We start from the raw sequence: 22,708 nt of genomic DNA on the forward strand, positions 1-22,708 counted from the left end.
GGTTATGGTGAGCCGCTCCCTGTCGCGGGGGCGGCCGAGTGTGGGTCGCAGGTGCCGCGGATCGGGGGCCCCGCCACGGAGACGCGTGTTCCAAAGGCCACCCATCCGGGCCTCTTGTCGGCTGGGGGGAAGGCGGTGTGCCGCATGGCGTCGACGAGACACGAGCGAATCGTGCCATCGAGAGCGTCGTCGCTGTCGATGCATGCGTCCTTCACGCTCCCGTCGGGCTGGATCAGAGCATGGACGTCGAGCGTCCCGCCGACCCCTGTGGGAAGCTTGGTCCGGCACGTGGACGCTGCGCGCTGGGACACCGTGAGCAGAGTTCCGGACCTCTCGTAGCTGTAATCCCCTCGGGGCTGGATCGCCGTGCTCTCGTACACGCCCGGTCGGCAGCGCTCGGGCACTTCGGTCGGCACGGGCCAGTGAGGGCTCGTCAACGCGGTCGGGCCCGGCGCTGCCGTCGGAAGCGGCGTCGCGAGGACGACGCTGCCTTTGGCCTCGCGGAGCGTGTCGAGCGCCTCCTGTACGCGCGTGAGCGGCGCCGCGCCTTCGGCCGCGACGATCCACACGGCCACCTGCTCGAGAGCGGCGGTCATGAGCCGGGGCGGGAACTTCTCGAGATGCTGAAACCCCACGGTACCGTTCGCGCCGATGTAGACCGTACGGTCCGTGACGACCAGGACCAGCGTGTTCGCGCGGAAGACGAGACGTGGGACGGGCGTGAGCGCAACGAGATCGAGGTAGTTCCCGCCATCCGTGACGAGAGGACGCACGAGTCGGGTGCCCCACGCGATGTCGCCAGCGACGTAGACGTTGCGGTCGAGCAATGCATCGAGATCGTCGGGAGGGTCGGGGAGGTCGCCTTCGTCGACGTCGAGCGCTTCGAGCACGAGCGCGCTGGTCTCGTCCTCTCGTACGAGGCAGTCGCCGGCCCGCTTGGCCGGCGCAACGTCGCGGGCTCGCGCGACGAAATCGCGAAAAGTGGCTTCTCGTGGGACGGTGATCGGAGCGGTCCAGGTTGGTCTGGTCACCTTCTGCGCTGGTGCAGGCGGCGGAGGGGCGGCGGCGTCGAGCGTGCGCGGCGGGGCGGGCGCCGGCGCGCCTCGACTGCATGCGAGCGAGCTGCCGACGAGGAGCAACCATGCGCAATGCGCGAGGACCGACATTCGTGCTCCGACTCTGGACGGGCGGGGCGGCACCTGCATCGGCGCCTCGCGTAGCCCTTCAGCTCCTCCGCTGCAAGCTTGCGGCCCTCGTGTCTTGCGGAGCGCACCCCTACCAGAACCCCGAAGCCATCCGATCGATCCGTGCGCGGGCTTGACCTTGACCTTGGGTCAGGGTTCATGCTCATCGACGGCGCCTATCCGTACGACTCGCTGGGCAACCACGGGCGACTGCGCGCGGATGAGCGTCGATCAGCATGCCGATATCAACATCGAGATCCATACGAGAGCGCCGCCATTCACCAGCAGCGGGGCGGCTCCGCCGATGAGCAAAGGCGTCACGATCAGCCAGGCGGCGGCGTTCGCCGGTGTCACGGTGAAGGCCGTGCGGCACTACCACAAGCACGGACTCGTCGAGGAACCTCGGCGTGACAGCTCCGGCTACCGACGCTACGGACCGGCCGAGCTACTCCGGCTGGTCCAGGTCCGGACGCTGGCCGCCGCCGGCGTGCCGCTGGCCGAGATCGGGCCGATGCTCGGCGCCGACGCCGACCAGTTCGCCGCCGCCATCGCCGCCGCCCAGCGGCGCCTCACCAAACGGATCGAGGACCTGATCGCCCGACGCGACATGCTGCACCGGCTCGCCGACGGCGACGGGGTCCTGCTGCCCGACCGGGCACGTGCGTTCCTCGACCGGCTGCCCGACTTCGGGCTGAGCGCCGAGACCATTGCGGACATCCGGGACGGCCTGGTGCTGACCAGGGCGCTGGTCCCGGAAGGCTTCGACGATTACCTCACCGAGGTCGAGCGCGCACTCGGCGACACCAAGTTCGTCGAGTTGTCCAAGCGCGCTTTGGAGGCCGCGGCCTGGGCGCCGAACGACCCGCGCATCGAGGAACTCGCGAATGCCACGGTCGATCACTTCCTCGAAAACCCCGGGCTGCTGGCGATCCTGACCAGCCTCCAAGGCCGCAGCGAGGACGCCGACGCTCGGTACGGGATGATCAGCCGCTACGGGGAGGACCGGGCACTGGCCTGGGCGAGGCTGACGAAGCTGATCGAGCAGAAACTCCGCTCCGCGGGCGTGCGCATTCCGAAGTAATGGCGGCGGCCGATCGGCCGCCACCGCCTTCGAGGTCGAGCACCGTCGGTTTTACCGGGTTGTTTCCGTCCAGGTGACCGGCAATTCGTGGACGCCGTAGATCTGCATGTTGGTCTTGAGTTTCACTTCGCCGGCGGGGACGGCGAGCTCGAGGGTCGGGATGCGACGTAGCAGTGCCTCGAAACCGGCACGCATCTCGATGCGGGCCAGTTGGTTGCCGAGGCAATGGTGGAAGCCGTGGCCGAAGGACAGGTGACCGCGGGGCTTGCGGTGGATGTCCAGGGTGTCGGGGTTGTCGAAGCGCTGGGGGTCGCGGTTGGCGGCCAGCAAGGAGACGACGACGGTCGATCCCTTGCGAATTGTTTCGCCGCCGAACTCGATGTCCTCCGTGGCGTAACGATAGAGGATGTCGACCACGGACAGGTAGCGCATGAGTTCCTCGACGGCATCGGGGAGCAGATCCGGGTTTTCGCGCAGCTCGGCCAGTTGCTCGGGGTGCTCCAGGAGCGCGAAGGTGCCGAGGGCCAGCATGTTTGCGGTGGTCTCGTGGCCCGCGAGCAGCAGCAGGAAGGCGATGCCGGTCAGCTCCGCGACGGTGAGGTCGTCATGGCGGGCCAGGTCGGACAGGATGTCTTCACCGGGGGCGGCGCGTTTGCGCGTGACCAGTTCGGAAAGGTACGTGGTCATTGCGCCGTACGCGGCCATTTTCTCGTCGAGCCGAATGTCCTTCTCCAAGAACTTGGCGGAGTTGACCTGGAAGTTCCCCCGGTCCACGTAGGGGACACCGAGCATTTCGCAGATCACCAGCGAGGGCACCGGCAGCGCGAATTCCTTGACCAGGTCGACCGGCGGGGCAAGGCGCGAAAGGTCGTCCAGTTGCCGCTCGGCAATGTCGATGATCTGCTCTTCGAGCATTTTCATGCGTTTGACGGTGAAGGCGCCGGTGAGCTTGCTCCGCAGCCGGGTGTGGTCCGGCGGGTCCATGGCGATGAACAAGCCCGGCACCTGCGGGGACGGTTCGGTCATGGCGGGCATGCCGGGGGCCTCGTATGGCACGTGAAGAATGCCGATGTCCTGGCGGGAGCTGAACCGGGTGTCGGCCATGAGCTTTCGGACCGCGTCATAACCGGTGACGAGCCAGCCCTCGTGACCGTCGGGGAAGACCATGGGACTGACAGGGCGAGCCTCGCGCAGCCGGGTGATCCGGCGGGGCGGGTCGAAGGGGCCTGCATCGCGCTCCATGGGGAGGCCGTGCGGAATGGGAACCGTCGACGTGGTGTCGTTCATGAGGCCAGTGTGCACCTTGACCTTGGGTCAAGGTCAAACCGCGATTTCCTGCTCGGTTCGTGCTCTTGGAGCACCCATCCATTCCCGACTGCGCTCGGCGTCCTACTTCTGGCGCAGCCTGACACAGGGCTTACAGCCGTGGCAGGGCAAAGCAAGACCCAACGCGCCTTTGGCGAACGGTACAAGCCTTGCCAGCGCTGTGCGCGGAGTGGCACCGTTCGGTGGTGGAGGTCGTCGATGATGCAGCGAAGTATTCAAGCCGTAGGGGTGGCTCTGTTGGCGATCGCCAGCGTGGCATGCGAAGTGAGCGTCGTTGGGGGCGGCTCTGGGACCGGAGGGAGCGTCGGTTCGGGCAACTCTGGCGCCGGGGGTTCCGCTGGTGGCGGGGGGATGGGCGGCACAGGGGGGAGTGGTGGGACCGGCGGCGGGATCATCGAGGAATGCGATGACACCGGTCACTGCGTGGAGATCCTGGCCGCTGGACTCAATGGCCCACATGCGATTGCCGTGGATTCCGCCAACGTATACTGGACGTCGCTCGTCGATGGCACGGTGATGAAATGCGCCGTCGCCGGGTGTGGAGGCGCTCCGACGGTGCTGGCCAGCGGACAGACGAGTCCGGAGGTCATCGCGCTGGACGATATCAGCGTGTACTGGGGAAACCATGGGACCTTCGGCACGGACGGCTCGGTGATGAAGTGCGGGCTCGAGGGGTGCGCAGGTGCACCGGAGTCCCTCCTGACGGATGTGTTCGTGAACGCGATCGCGGTACAGGATGCGCAACTTTATTTGACCGAAATCACGCCGCAGCCTGGCGGGGCCGGCCTGCTCCTGCGCTGTCCCACGAGCGGCTGCGCCAACACGCCCATCGAGCTCGCCCAGGTGCAGGGCGTGCCCTTTGGACTTGCCGTCAGCGGAACGAAGCTCGCCTGGGGCGCGAGCGCCACGGAGGCCGAAGTCCCTAGCTCCGTGATGACCTGCGATTCCACCGCCTGTACGCCGGCGGCTCTCGCCTCGGCATTGGCAATCGGCGTGCGTCAAATCGCCATGGACGCGGTGAATGTCTATTGGACCAACGCGGACTTTTCCGTCATGAAATGTCCCCTCACCGAATGTGGCAGCCTGATGCCCATCACGATGGCCTCTTTTGGCGACGGGCTCGACATCCCGTACGCGATCACCACCGACGGTGTGAACGTATACTGGACAGTGATCGCCATGGGCGGCACGCCGGCCGTGATGAAGTGTCCTGTGGGCGGCTGCGAGAATGGGCCTATCACGCTCGCAGCGGGTCCCAAGATCCAAAATCCCACCGGCATTGCCGTGGACGCGACGCACGTTTACTGGACGGACTCCAGCGCTGGTACGGTGATGAGAACCCTGAAGTGACCGCCCGTCGTGCGTGCTCGTGCTGGGCTCCCCACGCCTGCTTGATCCCGGTCCATCGACCCGCCGCGAAACTTCCCGCTGGCGCCGCTGTCGGAGGCACCGGTATATGACTCCTATCTCGACGATGCTGCCCATCTGGTCCACTTGGCGGGTGCAGGCGTGGCTTCCCGCCGCGCTTGCCCCGATTTTGGGGTTGCTCGCCGCGTGCTCCGGGGCGCCTCCCGCTCCGGCGCGTTGCCCCACGGTCGTGTCGGTGCCTTCTGCGCCCACCTCGGACGCTCCCTCGGCGAGCCCCGCCCCGAGCGCCGACGACGACGCGGACGTGCAGATGCAGGCGCCGAAGGACGCGGCTTCGCTCGGCTGGTGCACGAAAGACGAGCAGCAGGCCGCGCTGGACGAGACGAAGGAGATCGCCAAGCTCGTGAGCAAGCTCCCGAAAGACGCGTCCGCCGCCGACGCGGTCACCGGGCGTATCGCGGGACTGTTCAACTCCCCCTGTTACATGGATGGCACGCTGGCGCGCTCGCCGGACATGGCGGAGCTCGAGGCCGCGCGCGCCTGGGCTGTCGCAAAGTGGTGGGATTCGGGCGGGCAGGACTTTTTCAAGGACGCTCTGCAGCACGCCAATGCCGTCCACTTCGCGCCGTCGATTCCTCGGATGATTGCGCCGGAGCTCCTCCCGACATCCGACCCCATGCGCGCGATCCTGTGCCCTTCCTTCAGCGCCGTGTGTGATCCGGTCGCGGAGGGGACGGCGCTGGACGTCGGGCGCGAGCTCGTGCGGGTGGGCCTGCTCCAGGAGCGCGCGCACAGAGAGGACTCCGCGGACGACGGGCTCGGCAGCCCGGAGGCGTGCGCTCGGTCGATCAGAAAGGAGCCGCCTGCCGAGAGGCTTGCCCGTTACACGGCGTGCGTGGATAAGCTCGTTTCGCAGCTCCCCGCGCTGCCGGAGGCGCGGTATCGCTCGCCGCAAGGTTGGCTCGTCCTGCGGGGGAGACGTGGACATTATTCCTTCTGCGACGAGGCCCGCGCCTATGACCTGGAGACAGGCACCGCCTACATCGCTTCCCGGTGCGGCGGGCTCGTCCTCGACGCCGGCGGAGCCGTGAACCAGGGCGCGACGCGGGGCACCGGTGCCATGAAGACGCAAGTGGGGACGCTCTCGGTGGACGCGCTCCGGCGCCTCGCGCTCGCGTTATGGCTGAAGGACAAGCTGGACAAGGACGCGCGGCCCTATGCAGCATTCCCGCTCCCGGCCGGCGTGCCGATGCCCGACCCAGACCGTTCTTTCGGATTCGGATTCGGCAGTGGATGGGGGCACAGCGGCCAGACTTCGATCCAGTTCGAGATCAACGACGGAAAAAGCACCGTCGTCTCCGGGACCTTCGTGTGGCCGGACGCCTTCAGCGTCGGCGATCAGTTGGCCGACGATCTCGTGGTGAGCGCCGAGACGACGTTCCGCGAGGGCTGCCCGAGAGTGGCATTGCCGGCCGGGCTCTCGCCCGCGAGGACGCTCGGCGGCGTGAGTGGGATCGATGCCTCGCCCGACACCCTGCGCAAGAACGCGGACGATCTCTCGGCCGCATTCGCCGAGCTCCGCAAGACCAAGGTATGTAAGAAGTAATCAACGACGGAGGATCGCGCCGATGGCCGGGGGCCACGGCGTCCTCCTCCTGGCAGCGGTCGGCCCAATCTCGTCCATGTCAAAGTCCCATCCGTTGGTCCCTGACTACTGGACCGGGCACAGTGTCTCGGATTGAGAGTCGATGCGGATCACCCCGCCGATGTGCTGTTTGAAATCCTGTATACAATTGGCGGCGCATTCCTCGCAGTTCGCGCCGGCTGAGGCGCAGTTGCCAGTATAGGGTCCAATGATCGGTATGATGTACAAAATCGTTGCATGAATTTCCGCAATCCGACAGTTCACCTGCGGCTGGCTCCGCAGCGCCATCGAATGAGAAGCATTTTCCTCTTGCACGCCACCAGCGGACGCGTGCGCGTCGGAGCACGCGGTTGCCATGGCGCCGAGCGCTGCAGCGAGGGAAACGAACCAACGGATGGTATTCATGGATGGCTCCTTTGGGTCAACCATGCGCTTTCATGGGGCACCCGGATGACATACATTGCAATCATCATACCTGCGCTCGGCGGCGCTACGCGATGTCAGCGCTCGCAGGTATCGCGCTACGCCGCGGAGCGGGACGCGGCGAAGGACGCCGTCGTGGCGGCGATTGGCGAGCGCGCTGCTGAGAATGCGTTTTCCTGGAAGCGCTGATTCGCGGGGTCGCCGACGGTGCTCTTGACGGGTCCCGGGTCGAGAACAATCACCATCGTGGTTGAGGTTGCCAGCTCGGACGCGTATCGAACGCCGATCGATGGATTCACCGGCTTCCCGACGAGCCGCGGCGGCTACCGGCAAGAGAAACCGACCTTCGTGACGTCGCGAAGGAGGGGGAGAACCATGGCCAGCGAAAAGGCGAACACCGCGGAGCCCAAGAAAAACGAAACGCTCGTGCGGCGGTACATCGAGGCCGTATGCAGGGGCGACCACGCTACCATCGGCGAGCTGCTCTCGGAGGACATCGCGCACGACTTCAGCCGCGATGGAATACACCTCGACCTTGGGCGGGAGAATGCCGTCGCGTGGGCGAAGCGCGCCGGACGCGTGGACGTCGAGGTGCTGGATCTCTTCGCGAGCGACGACAAGGTGGTGGGGCGTTACCGCTTCCGCATACCGGGAGACGTGGTGCTCGGAGGAAAAAAAGGGGTCTCCGCCCAGATGACCGGGATCATGATCGCGCGCATCGAGGACAACAAGATCGTCGAGGTATGGCACGAGCAAGACACGCTCGGCCTGCTCCTCGCGCTCGGCCTCGCGATCGTTCCCATGGCTTGACGTGCAACGGCACGCGCTTGTGCGGTCCGGCCGGGACGTGGCGGCTGGCCGGGCCGCAGTCTGGAACGACGCCACATGGAGGGGGAATCATGGATACGAGAGAGAAATCACTGTCGCACGAAGATCCTCGGAAGATCATCGGCCAGGTCTCGGCCAAGGCCATGGTCGACGAGGCGTTCAAGAATCGCCTGATGATGGAGCCGGAGCCCGTCCTCACCGAGCACGGGCTCGATATCCCGGCGGGTATGAAGATCGAGATCATGAAGTCGTTCGAGGATGTCCCGGCCGAGCGCAGCCCGAACACGCTGTACCTCGTCATCCCGGAGGTGGAGGCGATGTCGCACGAGGAGCTCTCCACGGCGATGCTCGCCGCGGCGAGCTGCCAGACCACGGCCAGCACGGCGTGCACGACCCCGTCTTGTGTCTCCAGCGCTTCTTCGGCTTCGTCGAATAGCTGCAGTTAGAATATCGTGTTCACGGCGTGCGACGACGCACGCCGGACAATGCCCGCGACCTGTGCGCCGCGGGGCCATCACCCGGGGCGGCTCGGCGCCGTGGGCACGACATTGCGCTGCAGCGTGCGCGCGCTCGACGCGCTCGCGCGAGAGCCGCGCCATGCCGAAATCGCGGAGGACAGGGCCAGAAGATCGAAATCGGTGTCGTCATGCTGAAAATGCCCAAGCTGAAGAGCCACCTCCATGCCGAGATCCTCGGGGATCGCGTCCTGTTCATCGGCGAGGGTCGGTATTTCGTGGTATCGGGGCAGGTCTACGCGCGAGTCGTACCCATGCTCGACGGCCGGCGCTCGACGGACGAGATCATCGAGCTCTTGCTGGGCGAAATTCCGCCCGCCGAGATCTACCACGCGCTCCTGGTCCTCGCGCAAAACGGCCATGTCGAGGAGGCGTGCCAGGCCCTTCCGGAGGGCGCCGCGGCATTCTGGAATGCGCTGGGCCTCGACACGCTGACCGCGGCCGAACACCTCGTCGCGAAGGCCGTGTGCGTGATGGCGATCGGAGAGGTCCCGGAGGCCGACCTGCGCGCCCGGCTGGGTGTGCTCGGCGTCCGCGAGGCGCGCGAGGAGGAGGCCCACCTCGCCGTGGCGCTGGTCGACGATTACCTGCAAAACGGCCTGGAGGAGATCAACCGGCGCGCCCTCGCGACCGAGAAGCCGTGGCTCATCGCCAAACCGAATGGCATTTTCTCCTGGGTCGGACCGATCTTCCGGCCCGGCCACACCGGCTGCTGGGCCTGCCTCGCGCAGCGACTCCGGGCCAACCGTGACGTCGAGGAGTTCGCCAGGCGGGCCCGGGAACGGGCAGCGCCCTATCCGACCCGCGGAGCCCTGCCCTCGACCCTCGACGTGGGGCTCGGCCTCGTCGCGACCGAGATCGCGAAATGGCTCGTCCTCGGCGGGAGCACGGCGCTCGATGGCCAGCTCGTGACGTTCGACGCCATCTCGCTGCAGACGCAGCGCCACGTCCTCGTCCGCCGCCCCCAGTGCCCGGCATGCGGCGCTCCCGAGCGTCGCGCGGCCGAGGCCTCCGAAGGCCTGCGGCTCCGCAGCGTTCCCAAGACCTTCGTCGCCGACGGCGGCCACCGCGCCGTATCGCCCGAAGAGACGCTGCGGAAATACGAGCACCACATCAGCCCGATCACCGGCATCGCGAAATCGCTCGTGCGCATCACGGATCAGGACGGCTCGCCGCTGCACGTCTACATCGCCGGCAACAACCTCGCTGCATACCACGACTCGTTCCAGCGGCTACGCCGCAACTTGCGGAGCGCCTGCTGCGGCAAGGGGACCACCGACGCGCAAGCACGCGCGAGCGGCCTTTGCGAAGCCATCGAGCGTTACTCCGGCGTCTTTCGCGGTGAAGAAATCATGCGCCGGGCCACGGCCCGCGCCCTCGGCGAGCAGGCCATCGATCCCACGAGCTGCACGCTCTACAGCGAGGCGCAGTATCGCGATCGCGCGCTGTGGAACGCGCGCGACCGGCGCCTCGACACGATTCCGCTGCCATTCGACCCTGGCGCGGAGATCGACTGGACGCCGTTGTGGTCGCTCACGCGGCGGGAGACACGTTACCTGCCGACGAGCCATTGCTATTACAGCTACCCGTCCCCGCCCGAGCGGTTCTTCTGCTTCGCGGACTCCAATGGATGCGCCGCCGGCAATACCGTCGAGGAGGCCATCCTGCAAGGGTTCATGGAGCTCTGCGAGAGGGACAGCGTGGCCGTGTGGTGGTACAACCGCGTGCGCCGCCCGGCGGTCGATCTCGACAGCTTCGACGAGCCCTTCATCCAGCGGATGAAGGACCATTATCGCGGCCTCGGGCGTGAGCTCTGGGTCCTCGATCTGACGGGTGATCTCGGGGTCCCGGCGTTCGTGGCCATCTCGCGGCGCCTCGGCCGCGCCGTCGAGGACATCGTCTTCGCGCCGGCCGCTCATTTCGACGCGAGGCTCGGCGTCCTGCGGGCGCTCACCGAGCTGAATCAGATGATCCCCGGCGTCTCGCGCGGAAAGCCCGATGGCACCGGCTACGCCTACGATGATCCGGAGGCCATCCACTGGTGGCGCACCGCGCGTATCGCCGATCACCCGTATCTATCGCCGGACGAGGCCGCCACGCCCCTGCGGCAACGCGATTACCCGTCGTTCCACACGGACGACATTCGCGACGACGTCCTGCGCTGCCAATCGATCGTCGAGCGTATCGGCCTCGAGATGCTCGTCCTCGACCAGACGCGGCCGGACATCGGGCTGCCCGTCGTCAAGGTCGTCGTGCCTGGCCTGCGCCATTTCTGGGCCCGCTTCGCGCCCGGCCGCCTCTACGACGTCCCCGTGCGAATGGGGTGGCTCCCCCGACCGCTCGCCGAGAGCGAGCTCAACCCGGTGGCGATCTTCATCTAGGGAGGCCCGGCGATGCGCGACGACGATCTGCACGAAGCGCGGCCCTCCGCCGCGAGATACGCTTCCCCCGGGCGATCGCTCTGCGTCCGGCTGAGGGACGGCGCGACCCTCTCGGAGCGGCCGGACGGCGATCTCGCCGTGAGCTCCCCCTTCGGCACGCTCGCGTGGAAGCGCATGCCCCCCGGCCTGCGCGCTGCATTCGACGCCCTCGCCGGGGCGTTCGTCACGGTCGACGCGCTGGCCGATCGGGTCCTCGGGATCGACGGCGAAGGCGCGCTGCCGCGGCTCTACCATCACCTCGAACAGCTTCGGCTCTGCGGGCTGCTCCAGCACGCCGCGGCGCAGGAAGGCGTGATCCTCGCCGAGATCATGGGCCTCGACCCGCGTCATCGATTCACGATCCGCGCGCTCTCCCCCGCGCAGCCGTATCTGCTGTCGCGCTTCGCCCATTGCCGTCGCGAGGGCGGCCGGCTGGTCCTGGAGTCCCCGGTCGGGCACGCGCGGGTCGTCCTCCGGGATCCCCGTGCGGCGATGCTCGTCGCCCTGCTGGCCGAGCCGCACACGCCGCCCCACCTCGCCGAGCGCCTGCCAGAGACCCCGGAGGAGGTCGTCGCCGATTGCCTCCAGCTCCTGCTCAACGCGGACGCGCTCACGACCCCCGGCGAGGGCGGGTTCACGGCCGAGGACGAGGATCCGGCGCTCGCGCAATGGGGCTTCCACGACCTGCTCTTCCACGCCCGCAGCCGTTTCGGGCGGCATTCCACCCCCTTCGGCGCCACGTTCCGCCACGTCGACCGGATCGCGCCCTTGCCGGCGGTCAAGCCGCCGCCCGGCGACGCGACGATCGTGCTCGAACGGCCCGACCTCGAGCGAATCCAGGCCGAAGATCCCCCGCTCGCGCGCGTGATGGAAGCGCGGCGATCGATATACACGTACGGCGAGCACCCCATCACGCTGGCGCAGCTCGGCGAGTTTCTCTATCGGGTCGCGCGCGTCCGCTCCTCCGGCGAATTCCGGGTGATGGGCGAGGGCGGCCATACGCGCGCGCGCATGGAGGTGACGAGCCGCCCGTATCCGTCCGGCGGCAAATGCTACGAGATCGAGCTCTACCCGATCGTGCGCCGGTGCGAGGGCCTGCCGGGCGGCATGTACCATTACGACCCGCTGCACCACCGGCTCAGCCGCGTGCGCGAGCGCGACGGGTACGTCGAGGCGCTCTTGCGGTATGCCTCCGTGGCGGCGCCGAACGGTGATCCGCAGGTGCTCATCGCCCTCGCGGCACGGTTTCAGCGCGTATCCTGGAAATACGACGCGATCGCCTACGCGACCACGCTGAAGCACGTGGGCGTGCTTTATCAGACCATGTACCTGGTGGCGACGGCCATGGGCCTCTCGCCATGCGCCCTCGGCAGCGGAGACGCCGACCTCTTCGCCGCGGCCTCGGGGACCCGTTATTTCGCGGAGACCTCCGTCGGCGAATTCATGCTCGGCAGCGGGCCGGAGGGCGGCGTCTAGCCGCCATCGAAATGGAGTGTGCGAGATGTCCATGACCCTCTTTCACCGTGCCCTCGAGGCGAACGCCGTCTACAAGCGTTTCAACGAGCGGTGGGTCGCCGATCCGAGCTTCCGCGAGGCGCTCTCGCGGGACGCGAAAGGAGCGCTCGAACGCTACGGAATCGCGTGCAACCCGGAGGACGTCCGCACGCCGAGCGAGGGCGGCTATTCGGCGGCCACGCGCGCGATGTGGCAGATCGTCCAGACGAAATCGCGCTGGGTGAAGGCTTTCTACCGGGGGGAGGGGGCGCCCGTCGATCCGCGCATCCGCGCCTTCCGCGAGCGACAGATCGCGCGCCAGTGGCTCGATCTCGGGCCGTTCCACACGCGCTCCAACATTCACGCCTCGCTGAGCATCGAGCTGACGAAGGGCTGCTCCGTGGGCTGCTGGTTCTGCGCGCTGAGCCCCGGCCGCCTGAGCGCCGTCTTCCGGCACGACGAGCCGAACCAGGCGCTCTTCCGGGGCGTGCTCCGCGCGTTGCAGGATAACCTGGGACCCGCCGCGAAGACGGGCTTTCTCTACTGGGCCACCGATCCACTCGACAACCCGGATTACGAGCGGTTTTGCCTCGATTTCCACGAAACGATCGGCGTCTTCCCGCCCACGACGACGGCCCTCCCCCTGCGGGATCCGGCGCGGACGCGGGCGCTACTGGCGATGTCCGAGGCGCGCGGATGCTGGCTCAACCGATTCTCGATCCTCAGCCTCAAGCAGCTCGACGCCGTGCACGCGGAGTTCTCCGCAGAGGAGCTCTCGCGGGTCGAGTGCTTGCCGCTCAATCGCGACTCGGCCTTCGCGTTCAGCAACGCCGGCCGGTTCCGGGAGCGGGCGAAGAAGGAGCCGGGGCTCATGGACAAGCAACGCAAGACCCTGCGCTGGGCGCCGTGGTACACGGGCGACCCGTCCTATGCAGGCGTAAATGCGTATCCGCTCGCGAGCATCGGCTGCGTGACCGGCTTCTTGCTCAACATGTGCGACCGCAGCGTGCAGCTCATCAGCCCCTGCACCGCGGACGACCGCCGGCCCCTCGGCTACATCGTCCACGACGAGGCCACGTTCGCGGACGAAACCACGCTCGCGGCCGAGCTCCGCCGCATGATCGACGAGGCCATGTCCCCGGTCGTCCGCCCGGACGACCGCCCCCGCTTCCACGACTGGCTGCATTACGAGGAGCTGCCGGACGGCTTCCGGTTGGTGGGACGATTCAAAGGCCACGCGACCTTCGAGGGCGCGGGGCGCGCCTCCGCGTGGCGGGCGCTCGGGGATCTCGTGCGGGGCGCGGGGAAGACGGCCGCGGAGATCACGCACATCGTGGCGGGGATCGACGGCGTCGGCCCGGACGCCGCGCAGGAGATGCTCGACGACCTCCTGCGCGCGGGCGTGCTCGACGAGGTGGACGGCTGACATGGAACCCACCACGACGGAGCGGCGGCGCGCGGCGCTGCTACGGATCATCGCGCGGGCGGCGCCCCCGCACGAGCGCGCCCACGGCGGGTTTTTCGTGCCCGCTCCCGGCCAGGATCGGGCGCGGCGCGAGAAAGTCTCGTACGCCTTTCGTCAGGCCATCGGCGCTGGCGGACCGGGCGGCTTCGAGGCGTACCTGCGCGCCCTCGGATCGAATGCCGCCGCTTTCGAGGAGGGGCTCGCCGAGGTGACCGTCCGAGATCCACGGGTACTCCCCGCGTGGGCCCATTCGCTCGAGGCAATGCTGGGGCTCGGCCCGACCGAGCCCGGGGGCGAGGCGCCGTGGGCCGCGGCCCTGCCGCATTCGGCGCCCTACCCGGAGATCATCGTGCCGCTGTTGCGGGAGCCGGCATTACGCCTGGACGAGCACATCGCGGCGGTAAAGCTCGACGTCGCGGCGCCGGCGCGGCAAGGAATGCTGTCCGTGCTCGCCTACAGGTTGTGGCGGCTCCTCGAGCCGGTCCTCGATTACGAGCAGCGCGTCGCCGCAGCAAACGCGGGCTTGATGGGCATGGGCGAGGCGGCAGCGCCCTCGTCGGGCGTGGACCTCGACACATGGCTCGACAAGCTGGAGCGCTTCCCGGTCCTGGCCTACCTGATCGGGCTCTCGTACGCGCACTGGCGTGGCTCCATGGCCGAGATCTGCGAGCGCCTCGCCGCGGATCGTGCGTTGCTCGTCGAGCGCCTGTTCGACGGCGCCGAGCCGGGGCGTCTGCAGAGCTTCCGGGGCGACGCCGGGGACGTGCACGGGCACGGGCGGGCCGTCGCGCTCCTCGGCTTCGAGGGCGGGCGCGCGGTCGTCTACAAGCCCAAGGACCTGCGCTGCGCGGCCGCATTCATGGATCTCGTCGCCTTCCTCGACGGCGCCGGCCTTTCGCCGGAGCTGCACGTGCGCCGCATCCTCGTCCGGGGGAGTTATACCTGGGAGGAGCTCGTCGAGCACCGGCCGTGCGAGAGCGCCGAGGAGGTCGAGCGCTTCTACACCCGCATGGGCATGCTGATCCGCCTCCTGCAACTGCTTGAGGGGCGCGACTTCTGGCTGGACAACTTGATCGCGCACGGCGAGCACCCGGCCTTCATCGATCTGGAAATGCTGCTCCAGCCGCGGGTGGCGCCGGGGCACCTCTTGCCTTCCGAGCGGGAGGCCCGGCGGCAGCTCTCCGAATCCGCGGTCGAGACCTGCGCCATCGTCATGCCGACGCCCATCGACGTCGGCGTGGGAACCGAGGATCTCGGCGCGCTGGCCGCGCCCCGCCCCTTCCTCAGCCCCTTCAAGCGTTCTCCCTCGGCGGCCCCACGGCCTGGCCCGCCGAGCGAACACGATTACGTCACCTGGACACACCCGGAGCACGCACCGGTCCTCGACGGGCAGCCGGCCGTCGCGGCGCGATACCTGGACCGGATCCTGGAGGGATACCGGAGGATGCAGGCATGCCTGCGCGAGAACCGGGCGGCGCTGCTCGACCCTCACGGGCCCTTGCGGGGCTTGCGCGGCGCCCCGGTGCGGTTCATCCACCGCGACACCTGGAGCTACCACAAGCTCATTCGCCGGAGCCTCGCGCCGCGGCTGCTCGCCGATCCCCTCCAGCGGGAGATGTTTCTGCAGCAACTCTTCCAGCCCGCCCTCGCGGCCAAGGCCGATGGCCGCGGCGCGGAGCATCCCGTGATCGCCCACGGCGAGATCACCGCGCTGCGGGAGCTGGATGTTCCGCTCTTCACCGCCCGCCCGAGCAGCGACGTGGTCTGCACGCCCGCGGGAGACTGCATCACCGGTTATTTCGACGGCCACGCCTGGGATCGCCTCGTCGAGCGGCTACGCGCCCTCGATGCATTTCCCCTCGAGCAGCAGCTCGACATCGTCCGCTCCTGCTTCTCGACGGGTCACGGGGCGGCCGCCGCGCTGTCGATAGGCCCGACGCCCGCGAGGGCAGAGGCGGCGCGTGGTCCCGAGGAAGCAGCCGGCTGGGTCGAGGAGGCGCTGCACATCGCCGGCGCCGTGCTGGAGGACGCCATCACCGCATCCACCCCCGACAGGGCCTGGTTGGGGCTGGTCTACCATCCCTACATCGGTCACCTCTCACTCGGAGTCCTCGAGGCCGATCAGCTCACGGGGACCGGCGGGCTGGCCATCCTGTTCGCCGACCTCTACGCCCTCACAGGCCAGGAGCGCTGGCGAACCGCCGCGCAGGGGGCCCTGTCCGCCACGCGCAAGGCCGCAGAAGGGACCCGCGCCGCCTTCCTCGACCTCGAGCGCTCCGCACACGCCCGTACGATCCCGCCGTATTGCGGGGGCTTCATGGGCACGGGCGCGCATCTCTTCTGCCTCCGCTATTGCGCCAAAGCGCTCGGCGATCCGGATCTCGACCGCGCCGCCGACGCTTGCATGGCAGCGCTCCGGATCGAAGCACTCCTGCCGCGCGCATGCGCCGACGTCGCCTGCGGCATGACAGGGCTCCTGCTCTCGATGCTGGCAGCAGAGCAACCCAGCCCCGCGCAGGGCCTCGCACCCGCACTCGCATCACGCCTCCTCGCCATGTGCAGCGCGAGCGGGGAGCTGCCGCCGCCGCCCTATCCACCGCGGGACTCCTACATGACCCGCCTGCCCGACCCCACATCCGGGCTCTGCATGGGCCTCGCCAGGCTCCACGAGCGCAACTACGAGGGGACGGACGCGCAACTCCTCGGCGCGCTGGACGGGCTGTACGCAGCCTGGCGGCGGCAAGATCGCGCGCCCAGCTCGCCCGGGCGGCTGCTCGCCGGGCTGGAGCTCGCGAGGTCGGGCCTGGGCCTCGACCAGGCACTCGCAGAGGTCGACGAAGCGCTCGCCCAGGAGCCGCCAGCGGCAGACACGATCGCGCTGCTCGACGCACTCGAGCTAGCCTCGACGGCCCACGAGATCACGAGCGCAGCCTATTACCGAGCGCGAGCCTTCGCACTGGCCGAGCAACTCCGCGCGCTACGGACCTCGACCGGCGCCTTCTTCCCCGCATCGCTAGCCGCCGACCGGCACCACCTGTCCATCCTCTGGGGCCTGCCCGCCATCGCACGCGCCTTCCTCCGGCTACAATTCCCCAGCCAGGTGCCCTCGCTGCGGCTGCTCAGGCTGCCGCGCTGACCTGGTTTCGTCCGGGAGGCGCTTCGCTGGGGCTTCGCCCCAGGCCCGACCAGGGGTTGTCCACCCCTGGACCCGGGGCCTGCGCAAGCGCTGGACCCGGGGTCGATGAACTGCGCGATGCGCAGTTCATCGAACAGGCCGGTTGACGCGTGGGCGGGGCGGCGAGGCGCGCGCAGGGTAGCAGCCCTACGGGATCGTGCCGGTGAGCTGCACGCCAGCACCGTCGTTCGACACGCTGGGCTGGATGATGACGTTCGGGGGAGGCTCCGGGGGGCGGCTGGCAATGCCAATGATGAGGCCTGTCAGCGAGAGCCCCGTGAGGATCCCCCCAGCGGCGGCAACGCCCGTCCAAGCGGCCGAGCTCTGCCCCCCGGATCCATCGTTACGAAGGACGAGGCCCGTCACGACGGCTCCGACGCCAAGCCCCATCCCGATACCGCTCCCGATCATGAGGTTCCGAGGCCACGTAGGCTCCTCATTCTTTCCCCCGGTGGCGAGGTTCGCGTTGACGCTGAAGTTCACAGGGCGGCTAAATCCAATGAAGTGAGTCTCATACTTCGGCTGCATCGCGATCGAGAGCGGCTTCCGTTCACGGGCCCCGACCTCCACGGTCGTCTGATTCATCCAATACCCGAGCTTCGCCGCCTTGATGTGGTGCTTCCCCGGCTCGACATAAATTTCGGAAAAATAGGGCCACTCCCGGATGTCCTCTCCATCGATCGTCACGCGCACGTCGGGCACGTTGATCCGGATGACGAGCTGCCCGAGGTCCTTCTTGCAATGAGCAAGGACCTCACGAAGCAGCTCGACCGGGCGCACCATGGGATAATGAGGGGTCCAGGACTGGAGAGCGACCTGGAGGTTCCTCGCGCAGGCGAGCAGGTTCCCCGCCCGCGCCTCCGCGAGCCCCAGCTCCGCGTAGGTGTTGGTGTACGGCTCGATTTCCCAGGCGTCCCTGTACTTATCGAGCGCCTCCGAGGTCTTCCCCTCCTTTTCGAGCGCCTGGGCCTCCCGGATAAGCTTCAACGTCTCCGGGAACCACGTCGACAGGGCCCGGCCCGACGTGAGCGTCGCATAGGGGATCTTGGGGGGATCGGTCGAAGAGGCGTCCGACGTGGGTTCCGCCAGAGCCGCCGACGAGGATACCGAAACCACGAGGAGAACCGTGCTTGCGAGGAGTAGGTACTTCATGAGAGGGAGCCTACCCGCTGAAGCATTGGCCGGTCAAGACGAACCCCTCTCCCCGGACGAACCTTGGATGTTCGTGGGCAAACCTTGGGTTCGTCCAGGACCAACGGTCCTTCAGGTGCCGGGCTTGGGCGGGTCCTTGGAGGCAACCCTGTCCACGAAGGACGACCTTGCGTTGCGCACTCCTCCCGAGCTTCTCATGGGTTTGTCGCCGCTCCCGGTTCAGCGCGTGATGGGCAGACGCCGGGGTTTCGGCGTATCCGGCGCCACGGGGCCGGTCGCGATCGCGCCGGACGACAGACGCCGGAGCTCCTGGAAGTTGTTCTTGCGGATCGAGTTGCGCCCGGTTGCCGTGGCGTGAATCCATCGGGCCCATCGCTCCTCCTCGCTGCTTGCGGCCCAGTCGAGCGGACGTGTCATCCGCTCGTCCGACCAGGCCTGATCACCGACGGCGAGCAGGGCGCCCGGTGTGGGCGCTGGCTCGGGCAGCCGCGTAGGGACGAGGCGCCGCTGCGCTTCGGCGAAATAGGCCGGCCAGTCGTGGTCCGTGACGAAGACCTTCCCGCGTTGCCTGTCGTAGCTGGGCAGGACGATCAGGTTTTTCTGGTATGCGACGAGGCTCTCCAGGCTCGCGGCGGCAGCCGGGTAGCGATGGACCAGGTGCTCCCGCAGGGCCTCGAAGAATGCGTCGATCGCGAAGCAGATCTGGACGAAGAGCCAGCGGCTCGGATCGATGTGGTACGAAAAATCCGGGAGCTGGGGGATGGCCATGAAATCGATGGCGTCCTCCTCGTCGAGGTAGCGCTGATGATGGGCCAGCACCGCCTGGTACCAGCCCCTCGAGGGCTCCGCGCCGGCGAAGAAGTTCTCGATCAGGTCCTCGTAAAACTGGGCGTAGGGCAGGTCGTGCGTGAAGCGCATGTACACGGCGATGGATTGGGTCACCGCGCAGTTGTGCAGCGCCTTGATGCAAGCGGAATAGGCGCTCATCTTCACCCAGTCGACGCGCGAGAACGTGCTGGTCTCGACGATCAGCCGGCTCTTGGCTTCCAGGACGGGGTCGATGGGGCCCAGCATGCGCAGGCCGTGGTTCAAGAGGACGTAGCGATCGAGCGTTTGGATCTTCCACCGCTCGCGGTACTGCGCCTCGGCGGCCGGCGCGTTGGGGAGCAGGTTGTACGGGAATACCCAGTAATGGGCGTGGATACCCCATTCCATCAGGTCGGTGAAACACGACTTCCAGGTCTCGTACGTATCCCCGGGGATCCCCATGATGAGCTGGACGTAGATGGGGATGTCGTCCTCCATCAGCTCACGGACGACCTTGATTTGCTTGGTGGTGGAGATATTGGCGCGCTCGGTCGCGGCAAGGACGTCCTCATTCGTGTGCTGGATGGAGAGCACATGCGCCGACGACAGACCGGAGCCGATGAGCTTCTTGGCGATGGCGACCGTCCGGTCGGGGTTGTTTTTCGCCGTGTTGTACGAAAAATACGTCGGGTAGCCGTACTTCTCGTTGGCCGCGACGACGCGGTCGAGGAGCGTCAGATCCCTCGGCAGGATGCCGAAGTTCGCGTCGGCCAGCATGATGAAGCCGACCTTCGTGCGCCCGAACCACTCGATCTCGGCCTCCAATCGCGCCATGTCGAAGAGACGCAGCTTCGACATGGTGGCCGAGCCCCAGTCGCAGAAGCTGCATCTGTACGGGCAGCCGCGGTTCGTCTCCCAGACGGCGATGACATTGCTGGAGAGCGCGCGACGCAGCTCCTCGTAATAAGCGCTCTGCGCGATGTACGGGCTGTGCTCGAAGACCGAAGGCACCTCCGCGGGCCCGGTGCAGATGTGGGCGCTCCCGTCCGGCCCGGGCAGGTACAAGCCCGGGACATCGAGGAAAAGGGCGCCGTCCTGCGGGAGCCCGCGGCCGTCGCCGCGCGCGAGGACACGCTCGAGGATCCTGTTCCACGTGATCTCGCCGTCCTTGACGGCGATCATGTCGATGTACGGGTATTTGGCGAAAAATGCCGGATCCTTGTAGTCCGGCTCCGGCCCACCAGCGATGATCAGACAATCCGGATGGCGCGCTCGGACCTGCTGCGCGATCTGGAGCTGCAAGCGCCAGTTCCAGGTATAGCAGCTCAGCCCCAGCACGTGGATCGGGGTATCCCCGTACGCCGAAAGGAGGGAGGCCGCGTCCCCCATCCGGTGGATCGGGGGCAGCCAAGTCACGTCCTCTCCGCCGGGCCCGAGCCGTTCCCAGTACGTTTTCAGGATACCCCACATGACGGGCAGATAAGGAATGCCCATTTCCATCAGTTGGGGTTCGCTGATCAGAACGTTCTTGCGACATGCTGCCGACATTCGTGGTCCTCCGCGTCGAGACGCGTCGCATACGCCGGAGCCCACGCGCGGCGTCTGGCGTGTCGCCGGGTCGAAGTGGCCGCACCGGCGCGCGCCCTTCGTATTGCATCTGGTCATCGCCCCCGTCCGCGTCCAGACGTCACTCGGTCGGGCGTCCTCGTTGCAACAGGGCGAGATCGCGGTAAAGCCCCTCCTTTTGCAAGAGCTCCGCGGGCGTCCCGATCTGGACGATGGCGCCGCCGGACATGACGACCACACGATGCGCGGCCTGGACCATCGATAGCCGGTGAGCGATGATCAGCGTCGTGCGCCCCTTCATGAGCCGCTCGAGGGCTTCGCGCACGAGCGTCTCGCTCCCCGCGTCGAGGGCGCTCGTCGCCTCGTCGAGGATCAAGATCGGCGGCGCCTGGAGGATGGCGCGGGCAATGGCGATGCGCTGCCGCTGCCCGCCGGAGAGCTGCACGCCGCGCTCGCCGACGAGCGTCCTGTACCCCTGCGGCAACTCGCAGATGAATGCGTGCGCGTTGGCCGTCCGCGCCGCGGCCTCGACCTCGGCGTCGGGAGAGTCTCCGCGCCCATAGCGGATGTTATCGGCGACGCTGCCCGAGAACAGCGGCGTGTCCTGCGAGACGAGGCCGATCTGGCGGCGCAGCCACCGGGGCGAGAGGTCGCAAAGGTCCACGCCGTCGAGGACGATGGTCCCGCGGTCGGGGTCATAGAGGCGCAACAAGAGCGCGGCGATCGTCGATTTGCCCGCGCCCGAGGGGCCCACCAGCGCGACCACCTCGCCCGCGTGAAGGGTGAGGCAAAGTCCGCGCAGCAGCGGAGCACGCTTTCGCGTCGGGTAGCAGAAATCGACCTGCCGGAACTCGATCTTCCCCATGACCGAGGGCAGCGCGAGGCCGCCGGCGTGCTGAATCGTGGGCGTACGCTCGAGCAGGTCGACGACGCGCTCCAGGGCGCCCCCGGTCCGTGCCAGCTCCGCCCACACGTCGCTCAGGGAGCTGCACGAGAAGGCGACCATGAGCGCATACACGAGGAAGGAGAGCATTTCCCCCGCGCTCAGCGCGCCTCGCGCCATGAGGTGCCCACCATACCAGAGCACGAGGGCCACCACGCCACACACGACAAACGATGCCGCGCCCAGGAATGTCCCGACGATGCGGCTGCGTCGCTCCCCGAAATGGTGCCCCTGGAGGATGGACGTGGCATACCTCTCTGCTTCGCCCTGCTCCGCGGCGAACGCGTGGACCGTCCTGATTCCAGCGAGCGCCTCGGCGGCGATCTGTCCGGCGCGCGCCATCGCATCGTGAAAATCCCGGGAGATGCGCCGGACCTGGCGCCCGTACAGGACGGCACCGAGCGTCGCCGGCGGGAAGATCGAGAGCATGAGGAGGGCGAGCCGCGGCGATGCCTGGAAAAGACAGCAGGCGCCCCCGATCATGGATACGAGCGCGCGCAGCAACGTGGGGACGTTGGTGGTGACGACGTTTTGCAGCGCGGCCGTATCCAGGGTGAGGCGGCTCGTGAGCTCGCCGGTCGCATGCTGATCGAAGAAGGCGGTATCCTGTGCCAGAAGGCGCTCGAAAAGCCGCGCGCGCAGCCGGGCGACGACGCGCTCGCCGGAGACATTGAAGAGCGTGAAGCGCAGCGCGAGCGCCGTGGCTTGCACGAAGGCGGCGGCGGTGAGCGCTGCCACGGCGCTGCTCATGGGCGCGGTGTTCCCGCCATGGGCGGATGCGCCGTCGACGATTGCGCGGAGCATCTGGGGAAAAAGAAGAGCCGCTGCGCTCTCGACAGCGAGAAAGAGCATGGCCCAGAGGATTCTCCCGCGCTCGGGCCGGACGAGCGCGGAGATGTGCCGAAAGGCCCTCGCTTCGAAAGGGCGGGGCTCCGTTATCGTCGATTTCGCCGTGTTCGCCATGGCTGACGCCCATTGACCAGCGTGCCGCGGACCTCGACCGCAGTATGGCAGCGCATGCAGCGAGGCGCCCGACCGGGTGCGTCGGATTCACGGTATCTCTCGGCGAAACAGGCTCAATCCTGGCTCGCCGGTTCGGAGAGGCCAGGGGAACGTTCAGCGTATCCTTCCAGTCCATCGGGCTCGGCATACCGGCTGATCCCGGGTCATCGTGTTTCGTAGCCGTTGCCACGGTGTCGGGGATCTGGTAGCCGCTGCTGGATGATACGGAATTCGCGCAACCGTGTCATCCGGGACATCGACCGCGAGCGGGGGCGCTTTCACGTGCCGGCGGGCGTCAGCACCACGAGGCGGGA

15 protein-coding genes are annotated in these 22,708 nt (G+C 67.8%); 9 read left to right on the forward strand and 6 right to left on the reverse strand.

All coding sequences use genetic code 11. The annotated features are described in order from the left end of the window. Nucleotides 1–2: 2 nt before the first annotated feature. Entirely contained in the window at nt 3–1,166 is a 1,164-nt protein-coding gene (locus tag QHF84_RS26015; protein WP_281316115.1) for a hypothetical protein, read from the reverse strand. Nucleotides 1,167–1,488: 322 nt separating this feature from the next. Between QHF84_RS26015 and QHF84_RS26020 the strand changes: the two genes are divergently transcribed. Then, nucleotides 1,489–2,265 (forward strand): MerR family transcriptional regulator, encoded by a 777-nt coding sequence (locus QHF84_RS26020; RefSeq protein ID WP_348652879.1) that lies wholly within the window; start codon nt 1,489–1,491, stop codon nt 2,263–2,265. 51 nt (nt 2,266–2,316) lie between these two features. On the opposite strand, the gene QHF84_RS26025 is transcribed toward QHF84_RS26020, so the two are convergent. Next, nucleotides 2,317–3,552: a cytochrome P450 gene (locus QHF84_RS26025; RefSeq protein WP_281316117.1), complete on the reverse strand. Its 1,236-nt coding sequence runs from the start codon at nt 3,550–3,552 to the stop codon at nt 2,317–2,319. A 237-nt stretch (nt 3,553–3,789) separates the two neighbouring features. Here QHF84_RS26025 and QHF84_RS26030 point away from each other — a divergent pair, with 237 nt between their 5' ends. Next, on the forward strand, nt 3,790–4,941 hold the full coding sequence (locus QHF84_RS26030; RefSeq protein ID WP_281316118.1) for a hypothetical protein: 1,152 nt from the start codon (nt 3,790–3,792) through the stop codon (nt 4,939–4,941). Nucleotides 4,942–5,188: 247 nt separating this feature from the next. Next, nucleotides 5,189–6,565 carry a hypothetical protein gene (locus QHF84_RS26035; protein WP_281316119.1) on the forward strand — a complete coding sequence of 459 codons (1,377 nt, stop codon included), beginning with the start codon at nt 5,189–5,191 and terminating at the stop codon, nt 6,563–6,565. Nucleotides 6,566–6,670: 105 nt separating this feature from the next. Here QHF84_RS26035 and QHF84_RS26040 read toward each other — a convergent pair whose 3' ends face one another. After that, nucleotides 6,671–7,009: a hypothetical protein gene (locus QHF84_RS26040; protein WP_281316120.1), complete on the reverse strand. Its 339-nt coding sequence runs from the start codon at nt 7,007–7,009 to the stop codon at nt 6,671–6,673. Nucleotides 7,010–7,402: 393 nt separating this feature from the next. Between QHF84_RS26040 and QHF84_RS26045 the strand changes: the two genes are divergently transcribed. The 6 genes from QHF84_RS26045 to lanM all read left to right on the forward strand — a co-directional run bounded on the left by QHF84_RS26045 (nt 7,403) and on the right by lanM (nt 16,885). Next, a complete protein-coding gene (locus QHF84_RS26045) occupies nt 7,403–7,837 on the forward strand; it encodes an ester cyclase (protein ID WP_281316121.1) in 435 nt (144 codons plus the stop codon). Nucleotides 7,838–7,926: 89 nt separating this feature from the next. Further along, nucleotides 7,927–8,301, forward strand: a complete 375-nt coding sequence (locus QHF84_RS26050; protein WP_281316122.1) for a hypothetical protein — start codon at nt 7,927–7,929, stop codon at nt 8,299–8,301. A gap of 200 nt (nt 8,302–8,501) precedes the next feature. Further along, nucleotides 8,502–10,751 carry a TOMM precursor leader peptide-binding protein gene (locus QHF84_RS26055; RefSeq protein ID WP_281316123.1) on the forward strand — a complete coding sequence of 750 codons (2,250 nt, stop codon included), beginning with the start codon at nt 8,502–8,504 and terminating at the stop codon, nt 10,749–10,751. Nucleotides 10,752–10,763: 12 nt separating this feature from the next. Next, nucleotides 10,764–12,266, forward strand: coding sequence for a SagB family peptide dehydrogenase (locus QHF84_RS26060; RefSeq protein ID WP_281316124.1), 1,503 nt, complete (start codon nt 10,764–10,766; stop codon nt 12,264–12,266). Between the two features lie 31 nt (nt 12,267–12,297). Next, the gene (locus QHF84_RS26065; RefSeq protein WP_281316125.1) at nt 12,298–13,710 is read left to right on the forward strand and encodes a radical SAM family RiPP maturation amino acid epimerase; all 1,413 of its coding nucleotides are present in this window, start codon (nt 12,298–12,300) and stop codon (nt 13,708–13,710) included. Nucleotide 13,711: 1 nt separating this feature from the next. Beyond that, nucleotides 13,712–16,885 carry a type 2 lanthipeptide synthetase LanM gene (gene lanM / locus QHF84_RS26070; RefSeq protein WP_281316126.1) on the forward strand — a complete coding sequence of 1,058 codons (3,174 nt, stop codon included), beginning with the start codon at nt 13,712–13,714 and terminating at the stop codon, nt 16,883–16,885. 186 nt (nt 16,886–17,071) lie between these two features. Here lanM and QHF84_RS26075 read toward each other — a convergent pair whose 3' ends face one another. The 3 genes from QHF84_RS26075 to QHF84_RS26085 form a co-directional block, all read right to left on the reverse strand. Beyond that, nucleotides 17,072–18,076: a hypothetical protein gene (locus QHF84_RS26075; RefSeq protein WP_281316127.1), complete on the reverse strand. Its 1,005-nt coding sequence runs from the start codon at nt 18,074–18,076 to the stop codon at nt 17,072–17,074. Between the two features lie 219 nt (nt 18,077–18,295). Continuing rightward, nucleotides 18,296–20,431, reverse strand: a complete 2,136-nt coding sequence (locus QHF84_RS26080; RefSeq protein WP_281316128.1) for a radical SAM protein — start codon at nt 20,429–20,431, stop codon at nt 18,296–18,298. Nucleotides 20,432–20,570: 139 nt separating this feature from the next. Beyond that, nucleotides 20,571–22,244 (reverse strand): ABC transporter transmembrane domain-containing protein, encoded by a 1,674-nt coding sequence (locus QHF84_RS26085; protein ID WP_281316129.1) that lies wholly within the window; start codon nt 22,242–22,244, stop codon nt 20,571–20,573. Nucleotides 22,245–22,708 lie beyond the last annotated feature (464 nt).

The sequence above is a fragment of the Polyangium sp. y55x31 genome (genome assembly GCF_029946505.1).
GTDB lineage: Bacteria > Myxococcota_A > Polyangia > Polyangiales > Polyangiaceae > Polyangium.

What these genes read in the sequence shown, in the direction of transcription:
- QHF84_RS26085 (WP_281316129.1), bottom strand. Translation starts at nt 22,244, where the DNA reads ATGCTCTTTCTCGCTGTCGAGAGCGCAGCGGCTCTTCTTTTTCCCCAG.
- QHF84_RS26060 (WP_281316124.1), top strand. Translation starts at nt 10,764, where the DNA reads ATGCGCGACGACGATCTGCACGAAGCGCGGCCCTCCGCCGCGAGATAC.
- lanM (WP_281316126.1), top strand. Translation starts at nt 13,712, where the DNA reads ATGGAACCCACCACGACGGAGCGGCGGCGCGCGGCGCTGCTACGGATC.
- QHF84_RS26065 (WP_281316125.1), top strand. Translation starts at nt 12,298, where the DNA reads ATGACCCTCTTTCACCGTGCCCTCGAGGCGAACGCCGTCTACAAGCGT.
- QHF84_RS26075 (WP_281316127.1), bottom strand. Translation starts at nt 18,076, where the DNA reads ATGAAGTACCTACTCCTCGCAAGCACGGTTCTCCTCGTGGTTTCGGTA.
- QHF84_RS26030 (WP_281316118.1), top strand. Translation starts at nt 3,790, where the DNA reads ATGATGCAGCGAAGTATTCAAGCCGTAGGGGTGGCTCTGTTGGCGATC.
- QHF84_RS26015 (WP_281316115.1), bottom strand. Translation starts at nt 1,166, where the DNA reads ATGTCGGTCCTCGCGCATTGCGCATGGTTGCTCCTCGTCGGCAGCTCG.
- QHF84_RS26025 (WP_281316117.1), bottom strand. Translation starts at nt 3,552, where the DNA reads ATGAACGACACCACGTCGACGGTTCCCATTCCGCACGGCCTCCCCATG.
- QHF84_RS26045 (WP_281316121.1), top strand. Translation starts at nt 7,403, where the DNA reads ATGGCCAGCGAAAAGGCGAACACCGCGGAGCCCAAGAAAAACGAAACG.
- QHF84_RS26040 (WP_281316120.1), bottom strand. Translation starts at nt 7,009, where the DNA reads ATGAATACCATCCGTTGGTTCGTTTCCCTCGCTGCAGCGCTCGGCGCC.
- QHF84_RS26080 (WP_281316128.1), bottom strand. Translation starts at nt 20,431, where the DNA reads ATGTCGGCAGCATGTCGCAAGAACGTTCTGATCAGCGAACCCCAACTG.
- QHF84_RS26020 (WP_348652879.1), top strand. Translation starts at nt 1,489, where the DNA reads ATGAGCAAAGGCGTCACGATCAGCCAGGCGGCGGCGTTCGCCGGTGTC.
- QHF84_RS26050 (WP_281316122.1), top strand. Translation starts at nt 7,927, where the DNA reads ATGGATACGAGAGAGAAATCACTGTCGCACGAAGATCCTCGGAAGATC.
- QHF84_RS26055 (WP_281316123.1), top strand. Translation starts at nt 8,502, where the DNA reads ATGCTGAAAATGCCCAAGCTGAAGAGCCACCTCCATGCCGAGATCCTC.